Here is a 16,341-nt window from a genome sequence, read left to right as displayed (position 1 = left end):
AAAAGCCTTCATTGCTCACTTAAGGCTCGCCTGCTAGGTCGGGTGCTATCAGTTTTTGTCATCTTTTTTGAGCGGCCACGCTCAGTACTTTCCCCTGGTAAAATTTTGCATCCTGCAGATAGATCGTCTCGGTTTAAAATCGGAAAGGAGAGAGAAGTAATAAGTAAAGTGTATTTACAGGCAAAATTTTCTACCAGGGTAAATCCCTTCCGCTACGCACCCGGGTCAAGGATTATCAGCACAAAATCAAATATCTGTGCAAAGTCAATTTAGGCGTAAAATCCAGATACACCACAAACTCCATCCTTCACCCGGTTACACCCAACACCGCTTCAAAAAAACCGCCAAAAACTGCTGGCAGGCAATCACAGGTTTTCAACCTGTTTTACTTGCCAGTCACACCCTTCCACTCGCGGGCGGCTCGCACCCCTTATGACACAGCACCTATCACCACCACAAACCCCACCACCACCCATTTTTAATGCAAGCATTAAAAACAAAAATAAATTACACTGATCATACTTCTAAATTGAATAGCAGGTTTATAATTCATTCCCAATTGATCGCAGTAATATCTATCATTCATATTTTCACTTTTTACTTATCCCTTTTTCCTTTGACCTTTTTATTTTTCACCTTCGAAGGTTTTCCTTTCAGGCATTTCCTCCTCCCGGATAAACAAAGATATTTCCTCTGTCCGTTCCAATATCAACAGTTTTTTCCCGTCTGCAGGTCCAAATGGTACCAGCAAGTCAAGCTTATACAAAGTTTTGATGGATTTTTTGATCCAAACAATTTTCAGGGGCATAAAAAATCCACCAAAAAGCTTGACAAGTCCACGCATTTCGGATGATGTTTGGATGTTTATCAGAAAGCAGGAAAAACTGTGGATGAGGCTTAGCTGTTGATAATTTCCAGCACCACCTCTTTTCCTGATTTTATGGCCTGATCAAGCAGTGCAGTTAGTTGTTTTTCCAGACTGCCCTGGATTACCTCCTCCGAAATCCGGTTCCTGGCAATGAGAATACATCCCGAAGTATCGCTGTGTCGGTTTCCCCCATGAAAACGAACGCCCGAAAATATCAGGCCCATTGCTTTAATACTACCATCATCCTGATTGTAAATCAAAGACATTCTTCTTTTAAAATGAGGACTGTAGTTAATCTTTACTTTGTAGATGTAGGCCGGAATAGCTGTGTGACCAGCAACCTTAATTCCCCAGGCCCTGACAGTATCCTCCAGCGTGTAGCCAAAAAAAGCACCATCGACATATAATTTTCCTGGTGTTGCATGAGCGGTATAGCCTGATCGGATTAATCGCAGCCATAAAATTTGTTCGTTTTCCATATTTAAAAATAAATTCAAAGTAGATAAGTGTATAGTGAAGTAAATGAGAGTGTTATAAAAACATTCTTTCATTTAACTACGTAGGTTGAAGTAAAGAGTTTAATCTAAAATTTTAATTATGAAGAACATTACCTCATTTGCAGTAGGAACTCTTTCCACTATAGGAATGGCTGAATCGCTTGGATTGCACCCCGAAGTTGTAGATGCCGCTCAATCAATGCCCATTGATAGTTTGGAAGCTATTGTTTCGCTTATAGGAGGAACAATTTCTACTGTAATTATCGCACTGCTCAAACGCAGGTGGAAAAGACGAGAAGAGAGACGAAAAAAACGGTCTGAACCTGCTGGGAATTAAGTCCGTATCTGTCTCAATTCTATGTTAAATAACTATTAATTACTAACCCCTAATTTTAAACATCATGGGAAAATACACTCAAGGGATCCTGGGCCCATTCTCAGGAAAAGTTGGAGCCATTGTGGGTTCCAGTTGGAAAGGAGTGAATTACATTAAATCACTTCCAGGTCCTAACACCTCCAATACCGAGAGACAACAGGTGCAGCGCAGTCGCTTTAAGTCTGTTGTCAAAATGGCCTCCTCGCTATTGGCAAGTTTGATTCGTCCGGTATGGAATCTGTCAGCCGGGAAAATAACCGGTTACAATTTGTTTGTGAAAACCAATCTTGCTGCTTTCGATGAAAGTGGTGGGCTAACTAAGTTCGAAGATTTTAAAGCTTCGGTAGGTTCTTTGGCTCTGCCGGGTAATTTGAGTATCGTGAATGATGCCGAAGTGAGTTCCGGCATTACTGTTTCCTGGAGCGATGAAAGTGCAAATGGAATTGGCCAGGCTGATGATCAGTTGCATTTATTGATTCTGAAAGATGATCAGGTGCAGGTATTGCATCCCGGAACTTTGCGTTCTGCCGAAACAGCAGATGTGACTCTGCCTTTTGAACTGGGTATGTTACATGTGTATGCATATTTTGGAGCTGCAGATGGAAGTGAGTTTTCTTCTGATTTGCACGAAACGATCATGCTGACCTAATTTTTTGAAAGAAAATTTTTCTGTAAGCTGCCGCGAAAATTTCGTGGCAGCTTTTTATTTTTTTTGTAAAAAATGAATTCAATATTATTTTGTAAAAAGAACATCTTGCATTTTGTTGCTCCAAAAATAAGTTCTGAACTGTACGTTTTAAAGCGATAAAATGAGAAAATTGTTGCAACCATGTTGCAACTTCTTAAAAAATAAAAAGGCTTTCATTTCTGAAAGCCTTGGTTTTACTAGTCGGGGCGAGAAGATTCGAACTTCCGACCCCACGCCCCCCAGACGTGTACTCTAAACCTGGCTGAGCTACGCCCCGATTTGTAGGCAACAAATATAGTTTATGTATATAAATTGTCAAAACAATATTGCCTTCAAATTAGACTTAATTGATGTTAATATCTATTTATTCTATAAATAAACACACTTGTAGTTATCTAGATATTTTGTAGATTTGCTTATCAAAATCTTATTTAGAAACACAATTATTAAAGATATATGGAATTTAAGTCAATGAATTTGAAGGATAGTGCGCCGGTATCTCCTGAAGGTGAAGTAGAAAAAGTAAAATGTTTAATTGTTGGATCGGGGCCAGCAGGTTATACGGCAGCTATTTATGCTGCAAGAGCTAACTTGAGTCCGGTGGTGATTGAGGGTTTACAACCTGGAGGACAGTTAACAACTACTACCGAAGTTGATAATTTTCCAGGGTATGCTGATGGGGTTACAGGTCCTGATATGATGGCAGACTTAAAAAAGCAGGCAGAACGTTTTGGTACTGATTGTCGTTGGGGTGTAGTTACAGAAGTAGATTTTTCATCTTATCCGCACAAAGTAATTGTTGATGGTAAGAAAAAAATCGAAGCTCAAACTGTAATTTTGGCAACAGGAGCTACTGCTAAATATTTAGGTTTTCCAACCGAAGCTAAATATATGGGATCGGGAGTTTCTGCTTGTGCTACTTGCGATGGATTTTTCTATCGCGGTAAAGATGTTGCAGTTGTAGGTGGTGGAGATACCGCTGCCGAAGAAGCAACTTATTTGGCAGGATTATGTAATAAAGTGTATTTAATTGTACGTAAAGATTACTTGCGTGCTTCGAAAGCAATGCAGGATCGTGTGTTTAAAACCGAAAATATTGAAGTTTTATTCGAGCACAACACCAAAGAATTGTATGGCGATGGAGTCGTAGAGGGAGCAAAGCTGATTAAAAGAATGGGTGAAACTGATGAGAGTGAAGTAGATATAAAGATTGATGGATACTTTGTGGCAATTGGTCATACTCCTAATTCTAAGGTGTTTGCTAAATATGTTAATACCGATGAACAGGGATATGTACTTACCGAGCCCGATACAACAAAGACAAATGTTCCAGGAGTATTTGCTTCGGGAGATTTAAAAGATCCTCATTACCGCCAGGCGATTACTTCAGCAGGCTCTGGATGTATGGCAGCGATGGATGCAGAGAGATTCCTTGCTGAAAGAGAATAAAGCGAATGAGATGATTATTTAGATTTTGAATAGTAAGGATCTAAACAAATATCCCGGCTAAATTATAGCAGGGATTTTTTTATAAAAAAAACGGTATTCAATAGAATACCGTTTCAAATATATCTTCAGCTTAAATTACTGATTGAAAATATCAGCAAATTTTTCGTTGCTGTATTTACCTTCTTTTAGTTTTTTGGATACTTCCTGAAATGCATTTACAGTATATTCAACATCTTCTAGAGAGTGAGTAGCTGTAGGAATTAAACGAAGTAACAACTGACCTTTAGGAATTACAGGGTAAACTACGATTGAACAGAAGATATTGTAATTTTCTCTTAAATCCATAGTAACCTGAGTACCTTCAGCAACACTACCCGATAAATAAACAGGAGTTACAGGCGATTCTGTTACACCAATATTTAATCCAGCATCTTTTAACCCGTTTTGAAGAGAATGAGCAACGCTCCAAAGTTGTTCACGTAATCCTGGTTCTGTTTTTAATAAGTCAAGTCGCTTAATAGCACCTTCAACCATTGGCATTGGTAACGATTTAGCAAAGATCTGAGATCTCATTGTATATCTTAAATAAGTACCAACTTCTTCGCTACATGCGATAAAAGCACCAATACCTGCCATTGCTTTAGCAAATGTACTGAAATGTAAATCTACCTTATCTTCAACACCAAAATGTTCAACAGTTCCAGCACCGGTTTTTCCCATTACACCAAAACCATGAGCATCGTCAACCAATAAACGGAAATTGAAATCATCTTTCATTGCACAGATTTCATCCAATTTACCAAGGTCACCAGCCATACCGAATACACCTTCAGTAATTACAAGAATACCACCACCAGTTTTTTCAACCCATTTGGTAGCACGTCCTAATTCCTTCTTAAGGTTATCCATATCGTTGTGTGGGAACACAAAACGTTTACCAGGATGAAGTCTAAGACCATCCATGATACATGCATGTGATTCTGAATCATATACAATAACATCATGACGACCAACCATAGCATCAATAATTGATACCATTCCCTGATAACCAAAATTTAAAAGGAAAGCATCTGGTTTTCCTACAAATTCAGCTAGTTGAGATTCCAATTCTTCATGAAGACTTGTTTGTCCCGACATCATGCGGGCTCCCATTGGATATGCTAAACCCCATTTCTCAGATGCCTCAGCATCAACTTTTCTAACTTCCGGGTGATTAGCTAATCCGATATAGTTATTTAAACTCCATGTTAAAACCTCTTTTCCGCGAAATTTCATTCTTGAGTTAATTTCACCTTCCAACTTAGGAAAAGCAAAATAACCATGAGCTTGTTTTGCGTACTGTCCGATATTCCCTTTTTGGGTTTTTATTTTGTCAAAAATATCCACGATTTATGCTTTTTGAGTTATATTCTTATAATGCTTGCAAAAGTAATCTTTTTTAAAATTAAACCAATAAATATTAAAGAATTGTATAATATGAACAGAAAGTATTTAATAATTCGAATGAAAACTTTATCTTTGCAAAATGCAAAAAAATATAGTAGCTGAACCTATGAGAAAAATAATTTTCCTGTTTGTGCTTTTTGCCTTTGTTTTAACGGGCTGTAGTGATTATCAAAAGTTGCTAAAAAGTACAGATAATTCCCTTAAGTATAAAAAAGCTGTGGAGTATTATAATGCTGAGCAATATGTAAAAGCCGCAACTCTTTTTGAGGACTTACTTCCTATTTACAGAGGAACAAGTAAAGCTGAAACAATTAGTTATTATATTTCTTACTGTTCCTACGGACAAGGAGATTACATTTCGGCAGGGTATTATTTTAGAAATTTTCTGAAAACATTTCCAGATAGTCCCTATTCAGAAGAGAGTTTGTATATGAGTGCATATTGCTATTATTTAGAGTCGCCTAAGCCTCGTCTGGATCAGAGCCCAACAACAAATGCCATCGATGCATTACAATTATATATTAATAGATATCCGAATTCTACTAGAATACCAAAATGTAATGAGTATATTGATGAGTTACAGGATAAATTGGTTTATAAATCTTATTTAAGTGCAAGTAACTATTACGATAGAGAAAAATATCCTTCAGCAATTGTAGCCTTACAAAATGGCCTGAAAGATTATCCAGGATCTTCGTATCGAGAAAATTTAATGTTTATGCTTTTTGAATCGAAGTTTCAGTTAGCAAGTAAAAGTATTCCGTCTAAACAACGTGAACGATATAACAATGCAAAAGAAGAGTATTATTCTTTTGTAGATGAGTACCCTGAAAGTAAGTACCTAAAGCGTGCTGAAAAGATGATTGAAGAAATAGAATCATACTTAAGTAAGTTTAATACGAATAATTAAAATAGATCTAATTCTTAGACAGTATGGATTACAAAAAAACAAATGCAGCAAGTTCTACTATTACCCGTAACATGACAGAACTAAGTGAAGATGTGGGTAATGTATATGAATCTGTTATGATTATGGCAAAAAGGTCAAATCAAATTGCTGTTGAGCTGAAAAGTGAACTGAATAAGAAGTTGCAGGAATTTGCATCTTATACAGACAACTTAGAAGAGGTCTTTGAGAATCGTGAGCAGATTGAAATCTCTAAATATTACGAGAGACTTCCTAAACCAACTTTAATAGCAGTTGAGGAGTTTATCAATGGAGATATCTATTACAGAAATCCTGCGAAAGAGACTAAAACAGAGGAGTAATTATTAGATAATTAGCAGGTTCCCTTTCTTATTAGGGAACCTTTTTTATTTTAATGAAAGTTTATGTTAAAAGGTAAGAATATTCTACTTGGAGTTACTGCAAGTATTGCAGCATATAAAGCGGCCACACTGGTTCGTTTATTGGTAAAAGAAGGTGCAACTGTAAAAGTGATAATGACACCTTACGGGAAAGAATTTATTTCGCCAGTAACAATGGCAACATTATCAAAAAATACGGTTCTTTGCGATTTTTTTAAACATGATGATGGAGCCTGGAATAGTCATGTAGACCTTGGACTATGGGCCGATGTTTTATTAATTGCTCCTACTACTGCAAATACAATGGCCAAAATGGCTCACGGAATTTGTGATAACCTGCTCTTAACAACTTACCTATCGGCAAAATGCCCGGTAATTCATACTCCAGCCATGGATTTGGATATGTTTAAGCATCCGGCAACTCTTCGTAATATGGAAATACTAAGATCTTATGGCGATATTTTTATTGAACCATCGAGTGGAGAATTAGCAAGTGGTTTATATGGAAAAGGTAGAATGGAAGAGCCAGAAGTTATTGTTAGGAAATTAGTCGATTTTTTTGAGACTAAAAAAAAAAGCTGACTAACAAAAAGATATTAATTACTGCAGGTCCTACTTACGAAAAAATTGATCCGGTAAGGTTTATAGGTAATTTTTCATCTGGAAAAATGGGATATGCCATAGCCGAGGAGCTAGCCAATAAAGGAGCTAGTGTTGTTTTAATAAGTGGGCCCACAGCTCTAAAAATAAATCATCCAAATATCGAAAAGGTAGATGTTGTTACTGCCAAAGAAATGTACGATGCTTCGATTCAAAACTTTTCGAAATGCGATGGAGGAATTATGACCGCAGCAGTTGCCGATTTTACACCTCAAAATCCTGTGGATAAAAAAGTAAAAAGGGGCAAAGAGAATTATTCAATCGAATTAACTCCTACAAAAGATATTGCAGCTTCTTTAGGCAAACTAAAAACCGCTAGTCAATTTTTAGTTGGTTTTGCTCTCGAAACAAACGATGAAGAGTTTAATGCCAATTTAAAATTGAAAAAAAAGAATCTTGATTTTATTGTATTAAACTCTTTAAATGATAAAGGGGCAGGTTTTCAGCACGATACCAATAAAATATCAATAATTAGCTCTAATGCTGCGCCAAAAGAATTTGAACTGAAACAAAAATCAGAGGTCGCAAAAGATATTGTAAACGAATTAATTGATTTTTGTGAGAAATAATAATTCGACTGTTTCGTTTAAATTTATAACTTTAGCAGTAATCTTTTGAAAAATAACTATGCGTAAACTTTTTATTCTTCTCCTGACTTGTTTGTTGTCTTTTCCTTCGTTTTCTCAAGAGTTAAGATGTAATATTCAAATTGTAAGTCAGAAAATACAAGGAACCAATAAACAGGTTTTTAGAACCATGCAGACGGCAGTGAATGAGTTTATGAACTCCAGAAGATGGACTAACCATGTTTATAGTTATGATGAGAGAATAGAATGTACTTTTTTATTTAATCTTACCGAACAAATTTCTGCAGACGAATTTAAAGGTAGTTTGCAGGTTCAGGCAAGTCGTCCGGTTTTTAATTCATCTTACAATACGGTCTTACTAAACTTTAAGGATGACGATGTTCAATTTAAATATGTAGAGTATCAGTCTATTGATTTTAATGAAACCGTTACTCCTACTAACCTAACCGGATTACTGGCATTTTATGCAAATCTGATTCTAGGTCTTGATTATGATACTTTTGCAATGGACGGAGGAGCTCCTTATTACTCAAAAGCAGAAGCTATTGTTAATAAAATGCAAAACTCTAATGTTACAGGATGGAAAGCCTATGAAAGTAGAGATAACAGATATTGGCTGATTGAGAATTTATTGAATAATTCCTACAGTCCGGTTCGTGAGTGCTTGTATCGTTATCATAGGTTGGGATTAGATCGCATGTCTGATCATTTAACAGAATCGAGAGCCGAAATTGCAGATAGTATGAAACTATTGCAAAAAGCATACAGAGCTAAACCTGGGGCTTTTATTTTACAGATTTTTTTCGATGCTAAAGCAGATGAAATCGTAAATATATTTACCGAGTCGTTTAACGACGAAAAAAAACGAGTTTACAATATCCTAAGTGAAATCGATCCGGCTAATATTAAAAAGTACAATAAAATTATAGGTCAATAAAAAAATGCCTTTTCAGGTGTATTTTTTGATTCTTAATTTTTATCGATAATAATTCTTCATTTTAAATTTTATGCTTCAGTCAATATCCATTCAAAATTATGCATTGATAAACCAATTGGAAATAGATTTTTGTGATGGTTTTTCTGTAATAACAGGAGAAACCGGATCGGGTAAGTCGATTTTACTTGGAGCTTTATCTTTAGTGCTAGGGCAAAGAGCCGAAGGACATGTGCTAAAGGATAGGAATAAAAAATGTATTATAGAATGTTCTTTTTCCATTTCAAAATATAAACTGGAAACTTTTTTTGCTGATTTTGAACTCGACTACGAAGAGGAGACTTTGTTGCGTCGGGAAATATTACCCAATGGTAAAACCCGCGCTTTTGTTAACGATTCGCCAGTAAATTTAAAAACCTTAAAAGAATTAGGCTTACGTTTGGTTGATATTCATAGTCAGAATCAGAATTTGATTTTAGGAAGCTTTGAATATCAGGTTGGAATAGTCGATACTTATGCAAAAAATGCTGATATCCTGTTAAAATATCAGAAACATTACAATAAGTTTCAGATTCTTAAACAGGAATTAAGAAAACAGGTTGAAATTGCTGAAAAAGAGAAGGCTGATTTGGATTATTTTCAGTTTCAGTTAGAGCAGTTAAACGAAGCTAACCTGGTCGAAAATGAGCAGAAAGAAATGGAGAATGAGTTGGAAACGCTTAGTCATGCTGAAGAAATTAAATCCGGACTATTTACTACTCTCGGGCATTTGTACGAAGGAGATTCTTCAGTTATTTCACAATTAAGAGATGCGCGAACTTGTTTGAGCCAAATTCAAACTGTATTTCCCGATGCTGACGATTATTTTGAAAGACTAGAGAGTTCATATATCGAACTTCAGGATCTTGCTCAGGAGATCGATCGGGCAAATGAAAATATAGAATTCGATGCCGCTAGAATAGATTATTTAAATCAACGTTTGGATGCGATTTACTCTTTACAACAAAAGCACAGAGTCGATTCTGTTAACGATTTAATTAAGATTCGTACAGAATTAGAGTCAAAAGTGAGTAAAATTGAATCGGGTGATGATTTAATTGAAGATCTGAAGAATCAATTGGAAAAGCAAAAAATAAAATTAGAAAAAGCAGCTGTAAGCCTTACTAATACTAGGAAAAAAGCGATTCCTAATATCGAAAAAACAATTGTAAATCAATTGGTACAATTGGGTATAGCAAATGCAAATTTTAAAGTTCAGATTTTAAATAGCGAAGATTTTCAGTATTTAGGGGCCGATAAACTTAGCTTTTTGTTTAGTGCCAATAAGAATGGAAATTTAGAAGAAGTACAACGCGTTGCTTCAGGTGGTGAGTTGTCTCGATTAATGCTGAGTATCAAGTATTTAATCTCATCCTCTACAGCTTTGCCTTCTATTGTTTTCGATGAAATAGATACTGGAGTTTCTGGTGAAATAGCCGATAAAATGGGTGCTATGATGACCCAGATGGCTGAAAATATTCAAGTAATAAGCATTACTCACCTGCCTCAGATCGCCGGAAAAGGAAAATATCACTACAAAGTTTATAAGGCAGACGATGAACACGAAACTTACTCAAATATTGTGCTTCTCGATAAACAAAGCAGACTCGAAGAGCTAGCCAAAATGCTTAGTGGAGCAGATCTAACAAAGGCAGCACTTGAAAATGCTAAAGTGCTATTAGATAGTTAAGTAATCGTTTTGAATATTAATTAAAGAATTTATTCAGTCTTAATTAACGGATTTGTTTAGAATGCTTATGAAATTAATTGGTTATCTTTACAGCCTGAAAAATTGAAAAATTCAACTTATGTCATATAATTTATTAAAAGGAAAAAAGGGAATTATATTCGGAGCATTAAACGAAATGTCAATTGCATGGAAAGTTGCAGAATTGGCTGTTGAAGAAGGTGCCGAAATTGTCTTAACCAATACTCCTGTTTCAATTCGTATGGGAACAATTGACGAATTGGCAAAAAAATGCAATGCTCAGGTAATTGCTGCCGATGCGACTAACCCGAAAGATCTTGAAGAGCTTTTTACTAAATCGATGGAAGCTTTAGGTGGAAAAGTTGATTTCGTATTGCACTCAATTGGTATGTCTCCTAATGTTCGTAAAGGAAATCCTTACGATGATTTAAATTACGAATATCTTAAAAAAACCTTAGATGTTTCAGCAACATCATTCCATAAAGTTTTGCAAGCGGCAAAAAAACTAGATGCCATTAACGAATGGGGTTCTGTAGTGGCATTATCGTATGCAGCAGCGCAAAGAACAATGTATGAATACAACGATATGGCCGATGCAAAAGCCATGTTAGAATCTATAGCTCGTAGTTTTGGATATATTTATGGTCGCGAAAAACGTGTGCGTGTAAATACCATTTCTCAGTCGCCTACAATGACAACAGCAGGTAGTGGAGTAAAAGGATTCGATTCCTTAATCGATTTTTCAGAGAGAATGTCTCCTCTTGGAAATGCCGATGCTCAGGAATGCGCTAATTTTTGTATCACTCTGTTCTCCGATTTAACTAAAAAAGTGACCATGCAAAACTTATTTCACGATGGTGGTTTTTCGAGTATGGGAATGAGCTTTAGAGCAATGAGTCAATATAATAAGAGTTTTAAGACCAATGATGACGAATAAAATATTTTAAATACTAATCTTAAAATCCAGGTTTTTAAACTTGGATTTTTTTTTACTCAAAAACTTAAACTTTATAAAAGGAATAGATTTTTAAAATCTAGTGATAATATGTACATTTGCCCATAATTTTCTAAAACTTAATAGAAGTTTTACAGATATAAACAGTATTGTTGATGACCACAAAAGCAACAAATATTCATCCTGTATTCGACAGGATATTAGGTAGAGACGAAAAACAGAAGTTTCTAAATCAATCATCAAGGGTTATTTGGATGACAGGACTTTCTGGTTCTGGAAAAACAACCATTGCAATTGGTGTCGAAAAAGAACTTCAAAAAAGAGGTATTCTCACTCAAATTCTGGATGGAGATAATATTCGTACAGGAATAAATAAAAACCTGGGTTTTTCTGAAGAAGATCGCAGCGAAAATATCAGAAGAATAGCCGAAGTTTCGAAGCTGTTTTTAAATTGTGGTATTGTTACAATTAACTGTTTTGTTAGTCCTACGATCAATATTCGTAAAATCGCTAAAGAGATAATTGGTGAAGACGATTTTTTAGAAATTTATGTGAACGCATCTTTTAAAGTATGCGAAGAACGAGATGTAAAAGGATTGTATAAGAAAGCGCGCAATGGCGAAATAAAGAATTTTACTGGTTTAGATGCTCCTTTTGAAGCTCCGGAAAATCCTTTTTTAGAAATCAAAACCTCTGATATGACAGCAGAGGAATCGGTAGAAAAAGTTGTAAATGCAATTTTACCTCAGCTAACGCGCGAATAAACAATTAATTGGGCTTAAAACAATGCAAATAGCCCGTAGAGAAGTAAATAAATTATTTTCGAATGAAGGAATACAATATTAATCATTTAAGAGAACTTGAAGCGGAATCCATTTTCGTAATTCGCGAAGTAGCAGCTCAATTTGAGAATCCTGTGATGTTATTTTCGGGTGGAAAAGATTCCATTATAATGTTTCATTTGGCAAGAAAAGCTTTTGCCCCTGCAAAAGTGCCATTTGCATTAATGCATGTAGATACCGGCCATAACTTTCCTGAAACAATACAATTTCGCGATGAGTTGATGAAAGAAACCGGAACTCGTATTATTGTTCGTTATGTACAGGATTCTATCGACCAGGGAAAAGCGATCGAAGAAACTGGTTTTGATGCTAGTCGAAACAAATTACAAACGGTAACCTTACTCGACGGACTTGAAGAATTGCAAGTCGATTGTGCAATGGGTGGTGGCCGCCGCGACGAAGAGAAAGCTCGAGCTAAAGAACGTTTCTTCTCTCACCGCGATGAGTTCGGTCAGTGGGATCCTAAAAATCAGAGACCAGAGCTTTGGAATCTTTTTAATGGTAAAAAGAATATGGGAGAGCATTTTAGAGTTTTTCCTATTTCAAACTGGACTGAGATGGATGTTTGGCAATATATCTATCTTGAAAATATTAAAATTCCTAATATTTATTTCTCTCATGAACGCGAAGTTTTTGTACGTCATGGAAACTTATTGTCAGTGTCAGATTTTATTCCGATGCGAGATACCGAGAAGGTAGAAAAACGAATTGTTCGTTTTAGAACAATTGGCGATGCTACTTGTACTGGTGCTGTTGAATCACAAGCACATACTCTTGAGGATATTATCGAAGAGGTTGCTGCAACTAGGACTACAGAACGTGGTACTCGTCATGACGATAAACGCTCCGAGGCAGCAATGGAAGATCGAAAAAAAGAAGGATATTTTTAAGCTAAAAGCTTAAAGGAATTTATATATAAGGGGTTGAAAAATTACCACTTCTAAACAATAAAACTTATAGCTAATGGCTAACCGCTAATAGCAAAAAGCTAAAAAAAATGTCAGAGAAAACATTAGGATATTTAGATATGGAACTTTTGCGATTCACCACTGCTGGTAGTGTTGACGATGGTAAAAGTACTCTTATCGGAAGATTATTATATGATAGTAAAGCCATTTTCGAAGATCAAATGGAAGCTATCGAAATTAGTAGCCAAAAAAGAGGCGACGAAGAAGTAGATTTAGCCTTACTAACCGACGGATTAAGAGCCGAACGCGAACAGGGAATTACGATTGACGTAGCCTACCGATATTTTGCAACTCCTAAGCGTAAGTTTATTATTGCTGATACTCCAGGACATATTCAGTACACCAGAAATATGGTAACCGGCGCATCAACAGCAAATGCAGCATTGATTTTGGTTGATGCACGTAATGGAGTAATTGAACAAACTCTTCGTCATTCCTATATTGCAAATCTACTACAAATTCCACATACTATTGTTTGTATCAATAAAATGGATTTGGTGGATCATTCTGAAGAGACCTACAATAAAATAAAAGAAGACTATATCAAGGTAGCTGAGAAATTAAACATCCCTGATGTTCGTTTTATTCCTATTTCTGCAAAATATGGTGATAATGTAGTAGATCCATCTACCAATATGGATTGGTACAAGGGAGAAACTCTCTTGAACTTGCTTGAGACAATAGAAATTGTTGATGATAGAAATCATGATGATGCAAGATTTCCAGTGCAGTATGTTATCCGACCTCAGTCTGATGAATATCATGATTACCGGGGATATGCTGGTAGAGTTGCTAGTGGAGTTTTTCATCCAGGCGATAAAGTAAAAGTATTACCTTCAGGAATAGAAACCACCATAAAGTCTATTTATACTTTCGACGGCGATGTCGACGTGGCTTTTCCTCCTCAATCAGTAACCCTAAATTTAAGCGAAGATATTGATACTTCGAGAGGCGATATGATTGTATCGGCAGCGAAACCTCCAAGAGTAGAGCAGGAAATTGAGGCAATGGTATGTTGGATGAACGAAAAGGCTATGATGCCTAGAGGAAAATATACGATTAAGCATACTTCTAACGAAGCTCGTTGCATGATTCGTGATGTTAAATTTAAAGTAAATGTAAATACTTTAGAAGAGGTTACAGACGACAAACAAGTTGGCTTAAACGATATTGCTTGTATTTCTTTTAAATCGGCAAAACCATTATTTGTTGATTCATATAAAAAGAACAGAATTACTGGCAGTTTTATCTTAATTGATGAAGGTACTAATGAAACTGTAGCAGCAGGAATGATTTTGTAAAAAATCAAAATTCATATATAATAAGCTGATATCTTTTTAGGTATCAGCTTTTTTTATGCACAAAAAAAAGGTGACTAAAAAGCCACCCTCACATTGTAGTAGTTATGTATTTGTTTAATATTAAAACTTAAACCCAAATGTCATTCTTAATTGATGATTTTTGTTGTTTTCCTGAATTTTATCAGAAACGATATCTGGAGTAGAGTAGTAATAGAATTGTCTTTCTCTATCTGTATAACTATATGCTAAATCAAAGAAGAAGTTGTTCTGCTTAAATCCAAAACCACCAGAGTAAATATCAAAGGAATCATCAAGTTCGGAAATATCAAAAGCATTTCCCATTTTTGCATATCCAGCACGAACACTTAATGTAGGAGTGGCACGAAATTCTAATCCTGCTCTTAGATTTCCTGTGTTTTGATATGCACTTTTAATGATATCATTTGTATCAGGATTATCTACACTTCCGTTGAAGTCATCACCATCATCACCATCAGAGAATTTAGCTTTCGAATAATCTAGCATTTCGTAATCAACGCTAAGAATCAGTCTCTTGTTTACAACAAGTGCACCACTTAGATTAACACGCATTGGAGTACGAAATTTGTATCCATATTCACCTTCAGGAGATTTTATAGCATAATTTGAATAACCATTTTCATCAGAAGTATTAAAGTGAGAAACCATTGAGCTGTGATATTCTTCATCTATAGAATAAAAAGTTGGAGTATGAATAGAAGCTCCTAAACGAACAGTTTGAGTTGGTTTGTAAATGATACCTAATTTGAAATTTGCACCAACTCCTGTTGATTTAAAAGATTCTTCAAACGAGTAATCATTAAAATCAGAATCGCTACCAGCTTGAATCTCCTCAGAAAATATTTTCCTTGATTTGTAATATAAAGATTGAATACCTAAAGAAGCACCAATGTAGAATTTATGATCGAAGTTAGCTCCTAACGAAAGCAAAAGCTCACTAGAGTATCCTTTTTCATCAATAGTTTGTGCCTGATTCAACGTTTCACCAGTGATGGCTTCATATTCATTATCTGTATCTTCAATTACATCAATTAGATATGTTTCATAAGCCATATATTCTCTAAATGAATTAAGAGAATTTGGACTTTTTCCGTTAGAATTGGCAACCATTACATCTAATAATGATGATGGAGCACTCGGGGCGCTAGACATTGCTGTTTTTCTAAAATTATTCAATTTGTTATATCCAATGGCAAAATTGAAATTCTTTAATGAGCCACTGTTTAGCCTTTGTTTGTTTGCAGAAACAAAGCCAACATTTGAAATACCAAATGAATATTTGTCATCATTCAGTGTAGTTTTAGCATCCATGTTGAAACTTTTCGTATCGTTAAAACTAAACTCAGGGGTAAATGTAAATTCGGAACTTTGATAAACGGCAACACCAGCAGGATTAATTGCAATTGCGGTAAAATCACCACCTAAAGCACCAAAGGCTCCACCCATTGCTGTAGATCTGGCAGTACCGTTATAGTATTGTTTTGAATAAAGCAATGCGTCATCTGCAGTTTGAGAAAATGTAATTCCCGAAATAAGCAGTAGTGAGATGAAAATATATATTCGTTTCATATTGTTAGATTTTTATGATAGTAGTAGAGAACTTTGTCTGTAATAATCTCAGATTAGTGTTCCGTAATTGTCTATAATTTTAAATTAAAAAAGGGAATATTGGAGGA

General features: G+C 35.5%; 17 protein-coding genes and 1 tRNA gene. 13 read left to right on the top strand and 5 right to left on the bottom strand.

The window, feature by feature from the left end:
- Window positions 1-625: 625 nt before the first annotated feature.
- Both ACT3CE_RS00195 and ACT3CE_RS00190 read right to left on the bottom strand, forming a co-directional pair.
- Window positions 626-844, bottom strand: a complete 219-nt coding sequence (locus tag ACT3CE_RS00195) for a hypothetical protein (RefSeq protein ID WP_444707746.1) — start codon at window positions 842-844, stop codon at window positions 626-628.
- 53 nt (window positions 845-897) lie between these two features.
- A complete protein-coding gene (locus ACT3CE_RS00190) occupies window positions 898-1,347 on the bottom strand; it encodes a DUF5675 family protein (protein ID WP_444707745.1) in 450 nt (149 codons plus the stop codon).
- Between the two features lie 118 nt (window positions 1,348-1,465).
- Between ACT3CE_RS00190 and ACT3CE_RS00185 the strand changes: the two genes are divergently transcribed.
- Complete coding sequence (locus tag ACT3CE_RS00185; RefSeq protein ID WP_444707744.1) at window positions 1,466-1,702, top strand: hypothetical protein; 237 nt, start codon at window positions 1,466-1,468, stop codon at window positions 1,700-1,702.
- A 64-nt stretch (window positions 1,703-1,766) separates the two neighbouring features.
- The gene (locus ACT3CE_RS00180) at window positions 1,767-2,390 is read left to right on the top strand and encodes a DUF6266 family protein (RefSeq protein WP_444707743.1); all 624 of its coding nucleotides are present in this window, start codon (window positions 1,767-1,769) and stop codon (window positions 2,388-2,390) included.
- A 240-nt stretch (window positions 2,391-2,630) separates the two neighbouring features.
- Here the strand turns inward: ACT3CE_RS00180 and ACT3CE_RS00175 are convergent.
- Window positions 2,631-2,706: transfer RNA gene (locus tag ACT3CE_RS00175), tRNA-Pro, on the bottom strand.
- A 179-nt stretch (window positions 2,707-2,885) separates the two neighbouring features.
- Between ACT3CE_RS00175 and trxB the strand changes: the two genes are divergently transcribed.
- The gene (trxB, locus tag ACT3CE_RS00170) at window positions 2,886-3,878 is read left to right on the top strand and encodes a thioredoxin-disulfide reductase (protein WP_444707742.1); all 993 of its coding nucleotides are present in this window, start codon (window positions 2,886-2,888) and stop codon (window positions 3,876-3,878) included.
- Between the two features lie 135 nt (window positions 3,879-4,013).
- Here trxB and ACT3CE_RS00165 read toward each other — a convergent pair whose 3' ends face one another.
- Window positions 4,014-5,264, bottom strand: a complete 1,251-nt coding sequence (locus ACT3CE_RS00165; protein ID WP_444707741.1) for an aminotransferase class I/II-fold pyridoxal phosphate-dependent enzyme — start codon at window positions 5,262-5,264, stop codon at window positions 4,014-4,016.
- Window positions 5,265-5,430: 166 nt separating this feature from the next.
- Here ACT3CE_RS00165 and ACT3CE_RS00160 point away from each other — a divergent pair, with 166 nt between their 5' ends.
- From ACT3CE_RS00160 to cysN, 10 genes are all read left to right on the top strand, one after another.
- Window positions 5,431-6,234, top strand: a complete 804-nt coding sequence (locus ACT3CE_RS00160; protein WP_444707740.1) for an outer membrane protein assembly factor BamD — start codon at window positions 5,431-5,433, stop codon at window positions 6,232-6,234.
- 23 nt (window positions 6,235-6,257) lie between these two features.
- Entirely contained in the window at window positions 6,258-6,593 is a 336-nt protein-coding gene (locus ACT3CE_RS00155; RefSeq protein ID WP_444707739.1) for a DNA-directed RNA polymerase subunit omega, read from the top strand.
- A gap of 63 nt (window positions 6,594-6,656) precedes the next feature.
- A complete protein-coding gene (locus ACT3CE_RS00150; RefSeq protein WP_444707738.1) occupies window positions 6,657-7,214 on the top strand; it encodes a flavoprotein in 558 nt (185 codons plus the stop codon).
- Window positions 7,211-7,861 carry a phosphopantothenoylcysteine decarboxylase domain-containing protein gene (locus ACT3CE_RS00145; protein ID WP_444708531.1) on the top strand — a complete coding sequence of 217 codons (651 nt, stop codon included), beginning with the start codon at window positions 7,211-7,213 and terminating at the stop codon, window positions 7,859-7,861. Before ACT3CE_RS00150 ends, ACT3CE_RS00145 begins: the two co-directional genes overlap by 4 nt.
- A gap of 58 nt (window positions 7,862-7,919) precedes the next feature.
- Window positions 7,920-8,816: a type IX secretion system protein PorD gene (gene porD / locus ACT3CE_RS00140; RefSeq protein ID WP_444707737.1), complete on the top strand. Its 897-nt coding sequence runs from the start codon at window positions 7,920-7,922 to the stop codon at window positions 8,814-8,816.
- A gap of 70 nt (window positions 8,817-8,886) precedes the next feature.
- Window positions 8,887-10,542 carry a DNA repair protein RecN gene (gene recN / locus ACT3CE_RS00135; RefSeq protein WP_444707736.1) on the top strand — a complete coding sequence of 552 codons (1,656 nt, stop codon included), beginning with the start codon at window positions 8,887-8,889 and terminating at the stop codon, window positions 10,540-10,542.
- A gap of 118 nt (window positions 10,543-10,660) precedes the next feature.
- Window positions 10,661-11,497, top strand: a complete 837-nt coding sequence (locus ACT3CE_RS00130) for an enoyl-ACP reductase FabI (RefSeq protein ID WP_444707735.1) — start codon at window positions 10,661-10,663, stop codon at window positions 11,495-11,497.
- Between the two features lie 173 nt (window positions 11,498-11,670).
- Window positions 11,671-12,279, top strand: a complete 609-nt coding sequence (cysC, locus tag ACT3CE_RS00125; RefSeq protein ID WP_444707734.1) for an adenylyl-sulfate kinase — start codon at window positions 11,671-11,673, stop codon at window positions 12,277-12,279.
- A gap of 62 nt (window positions 12,280-12,341) precedes the next feature.
- Window positions 12,342-13,247 (top strand): sulfate adenylyltransferase subunit CysD, encoded by a 906-nt coding sequence (gene cysD, locus ACT3CE_RS00120; protein WP_320118677.1) that lies wholly within the window; start codon window positions 12,342-12,344, stop codon window positions 13,245-13,247.
- 107 nt (window positions 13,248-13,354) lie between these two features.
- Entirely contained in the window at window positions 13,355-14,626 is a 1,272-nt protein-coding gene (gene cysN, locus ACT3CE_RS00115) for a sulfate adenylyltransferase subunit CysN (protein WP_444707733.1), read from the top strand.
- Window positions 14,627-14,746: 120 nt separating this feature from the next.
- Here cysN and ACT3CE_RS00110 read toward each other — a convergent pair whose 3' ends face one another.
- Complete coding sequence (locus tag ACT3CE_RS00110; protein ID WP_444707732.1) at window positions 14,747-16,234, bottom strand: OmpP1/FadL family transporter; 1,488 nt, start codon at window positions 16,232-16,234, stop codon at window positions 14,747-14,749.
- Window positions 16,235-16,341: the final 107 nt, after the last annotated feature.

Origin of the sequence: Marinifilum sp. RC60d5 (assembly GCF_052400665.1) — a bacterium.
GTDB lineage: Bacteria > Bacteroidota > Bacteroidia > Bacteroidales > Marinifilaceae > JBQTGK01.
Note: the sequence above shows the minus strand (reverse complement) of the source record. Positions and strands in the feature narration are given on the sequence as shown.

Bases quoted from the DNA above. Each gene is read 5' to 3' on its own strand.
- ACT3CE_RS00130 (WP_444707735.1), top strand. From the start codon at position 10,661: ATGTCATATAATTTATTAAAAGGAAAAAAGGGAATTATATTCGGAGCA.
- ACT3CE_RS00160 (WP_444707740.1), top strand. From the start codon at position 5,431: ATGAGAAAAATAATTTTCCTGTTTGTGCTTTTTGCCTTTGTTTTAACG.
- cysN (WP_444707733.1), top strand. From the start codon at position 13,355: ATGTCAGAGAAAACATTAGGATATTTAGATATGGAACTTTTGCGATTC.
- ACT3CE_RS00180 (WP_444707743.1), top strand. From the start codon at position 1,767: ATGGGAAAATACACTCAAGGGATCCTGGGCCCATTCTCAGGAAAAGTT.
- ACT3CE_RS00110 (WP_444707732.1), bottom strand. From the start codon at position 16,234: ATGAAACGAATATATATTTTCATCTCACTACTGCTTATTTCGGGAATT.
- recN (WP_444707736.1), top strand. From the start codon at position 8,887: ATGCTTCAGTCAATATCCATTCAAAATTATGCATTGATAAACCAATTG.
- porD (WP_444707737.1), top strand. From the start codon at position 7,920: ATGCGTAAACTTTTTATTCTTCTCCTGACTTGTTTGTTGTCTTTTCCT.
- ACT3CE_RS00190 (WP_444707745.1), bottom strand. From the start codon at position 1,347: ATGGAAAACGAACAAATTTTATGGCTGCGATTAATCCGATCAGGCTAT.
- ACT3CE_RS00155 (WP_444707739.1), top strand. From the start codon at position 6,258: ATGGATTACAAAAAAACAAATGCAGCAAGTTCTACTATTACCCGTAAC.
- trxB (WP_444707742.1), top strand. From the start codon at position 2,886: ATGGAATTTAAGTCAATGAATTTGAAGGATAGTGCGCCGGTATCTCCT.
- cysD (WP_320118677.1), top strand. From the start codon at position 12,342: ATGAAGGAATACAATATTAATCATTTAAGAGAACTTGAAGCGGAATCC.
- ACT3CE_RS00150 (WP_444707738.1), top strand. From the start codon at position 6,657: ATGTTAAAAGGTAAGAATATTCTACTTGGAGTTACTGCAAGTATTGCA.
- ACT3CE_RS00195 (WP_444707746.1), bottom strand. From the start codon at position 844: ATGCGTGGACTTGTCAAGCTTTTTGGTGGATTTTTTATGCCCCTGAAA.
- cysC (WP_444707734.1), top strand. From the start codon at position 11,671: ATGACCACAAAAGCAACAAATATTCATCCTGTATTCGACAGGATATTA.
- ACT3CE_RS00185 (WP_444707744.1), top strand. From the start codon at position 1,466: ATGAAGAACATTACCTCATTTGCAGTAGGAACTCTTTCCACTATAGGA.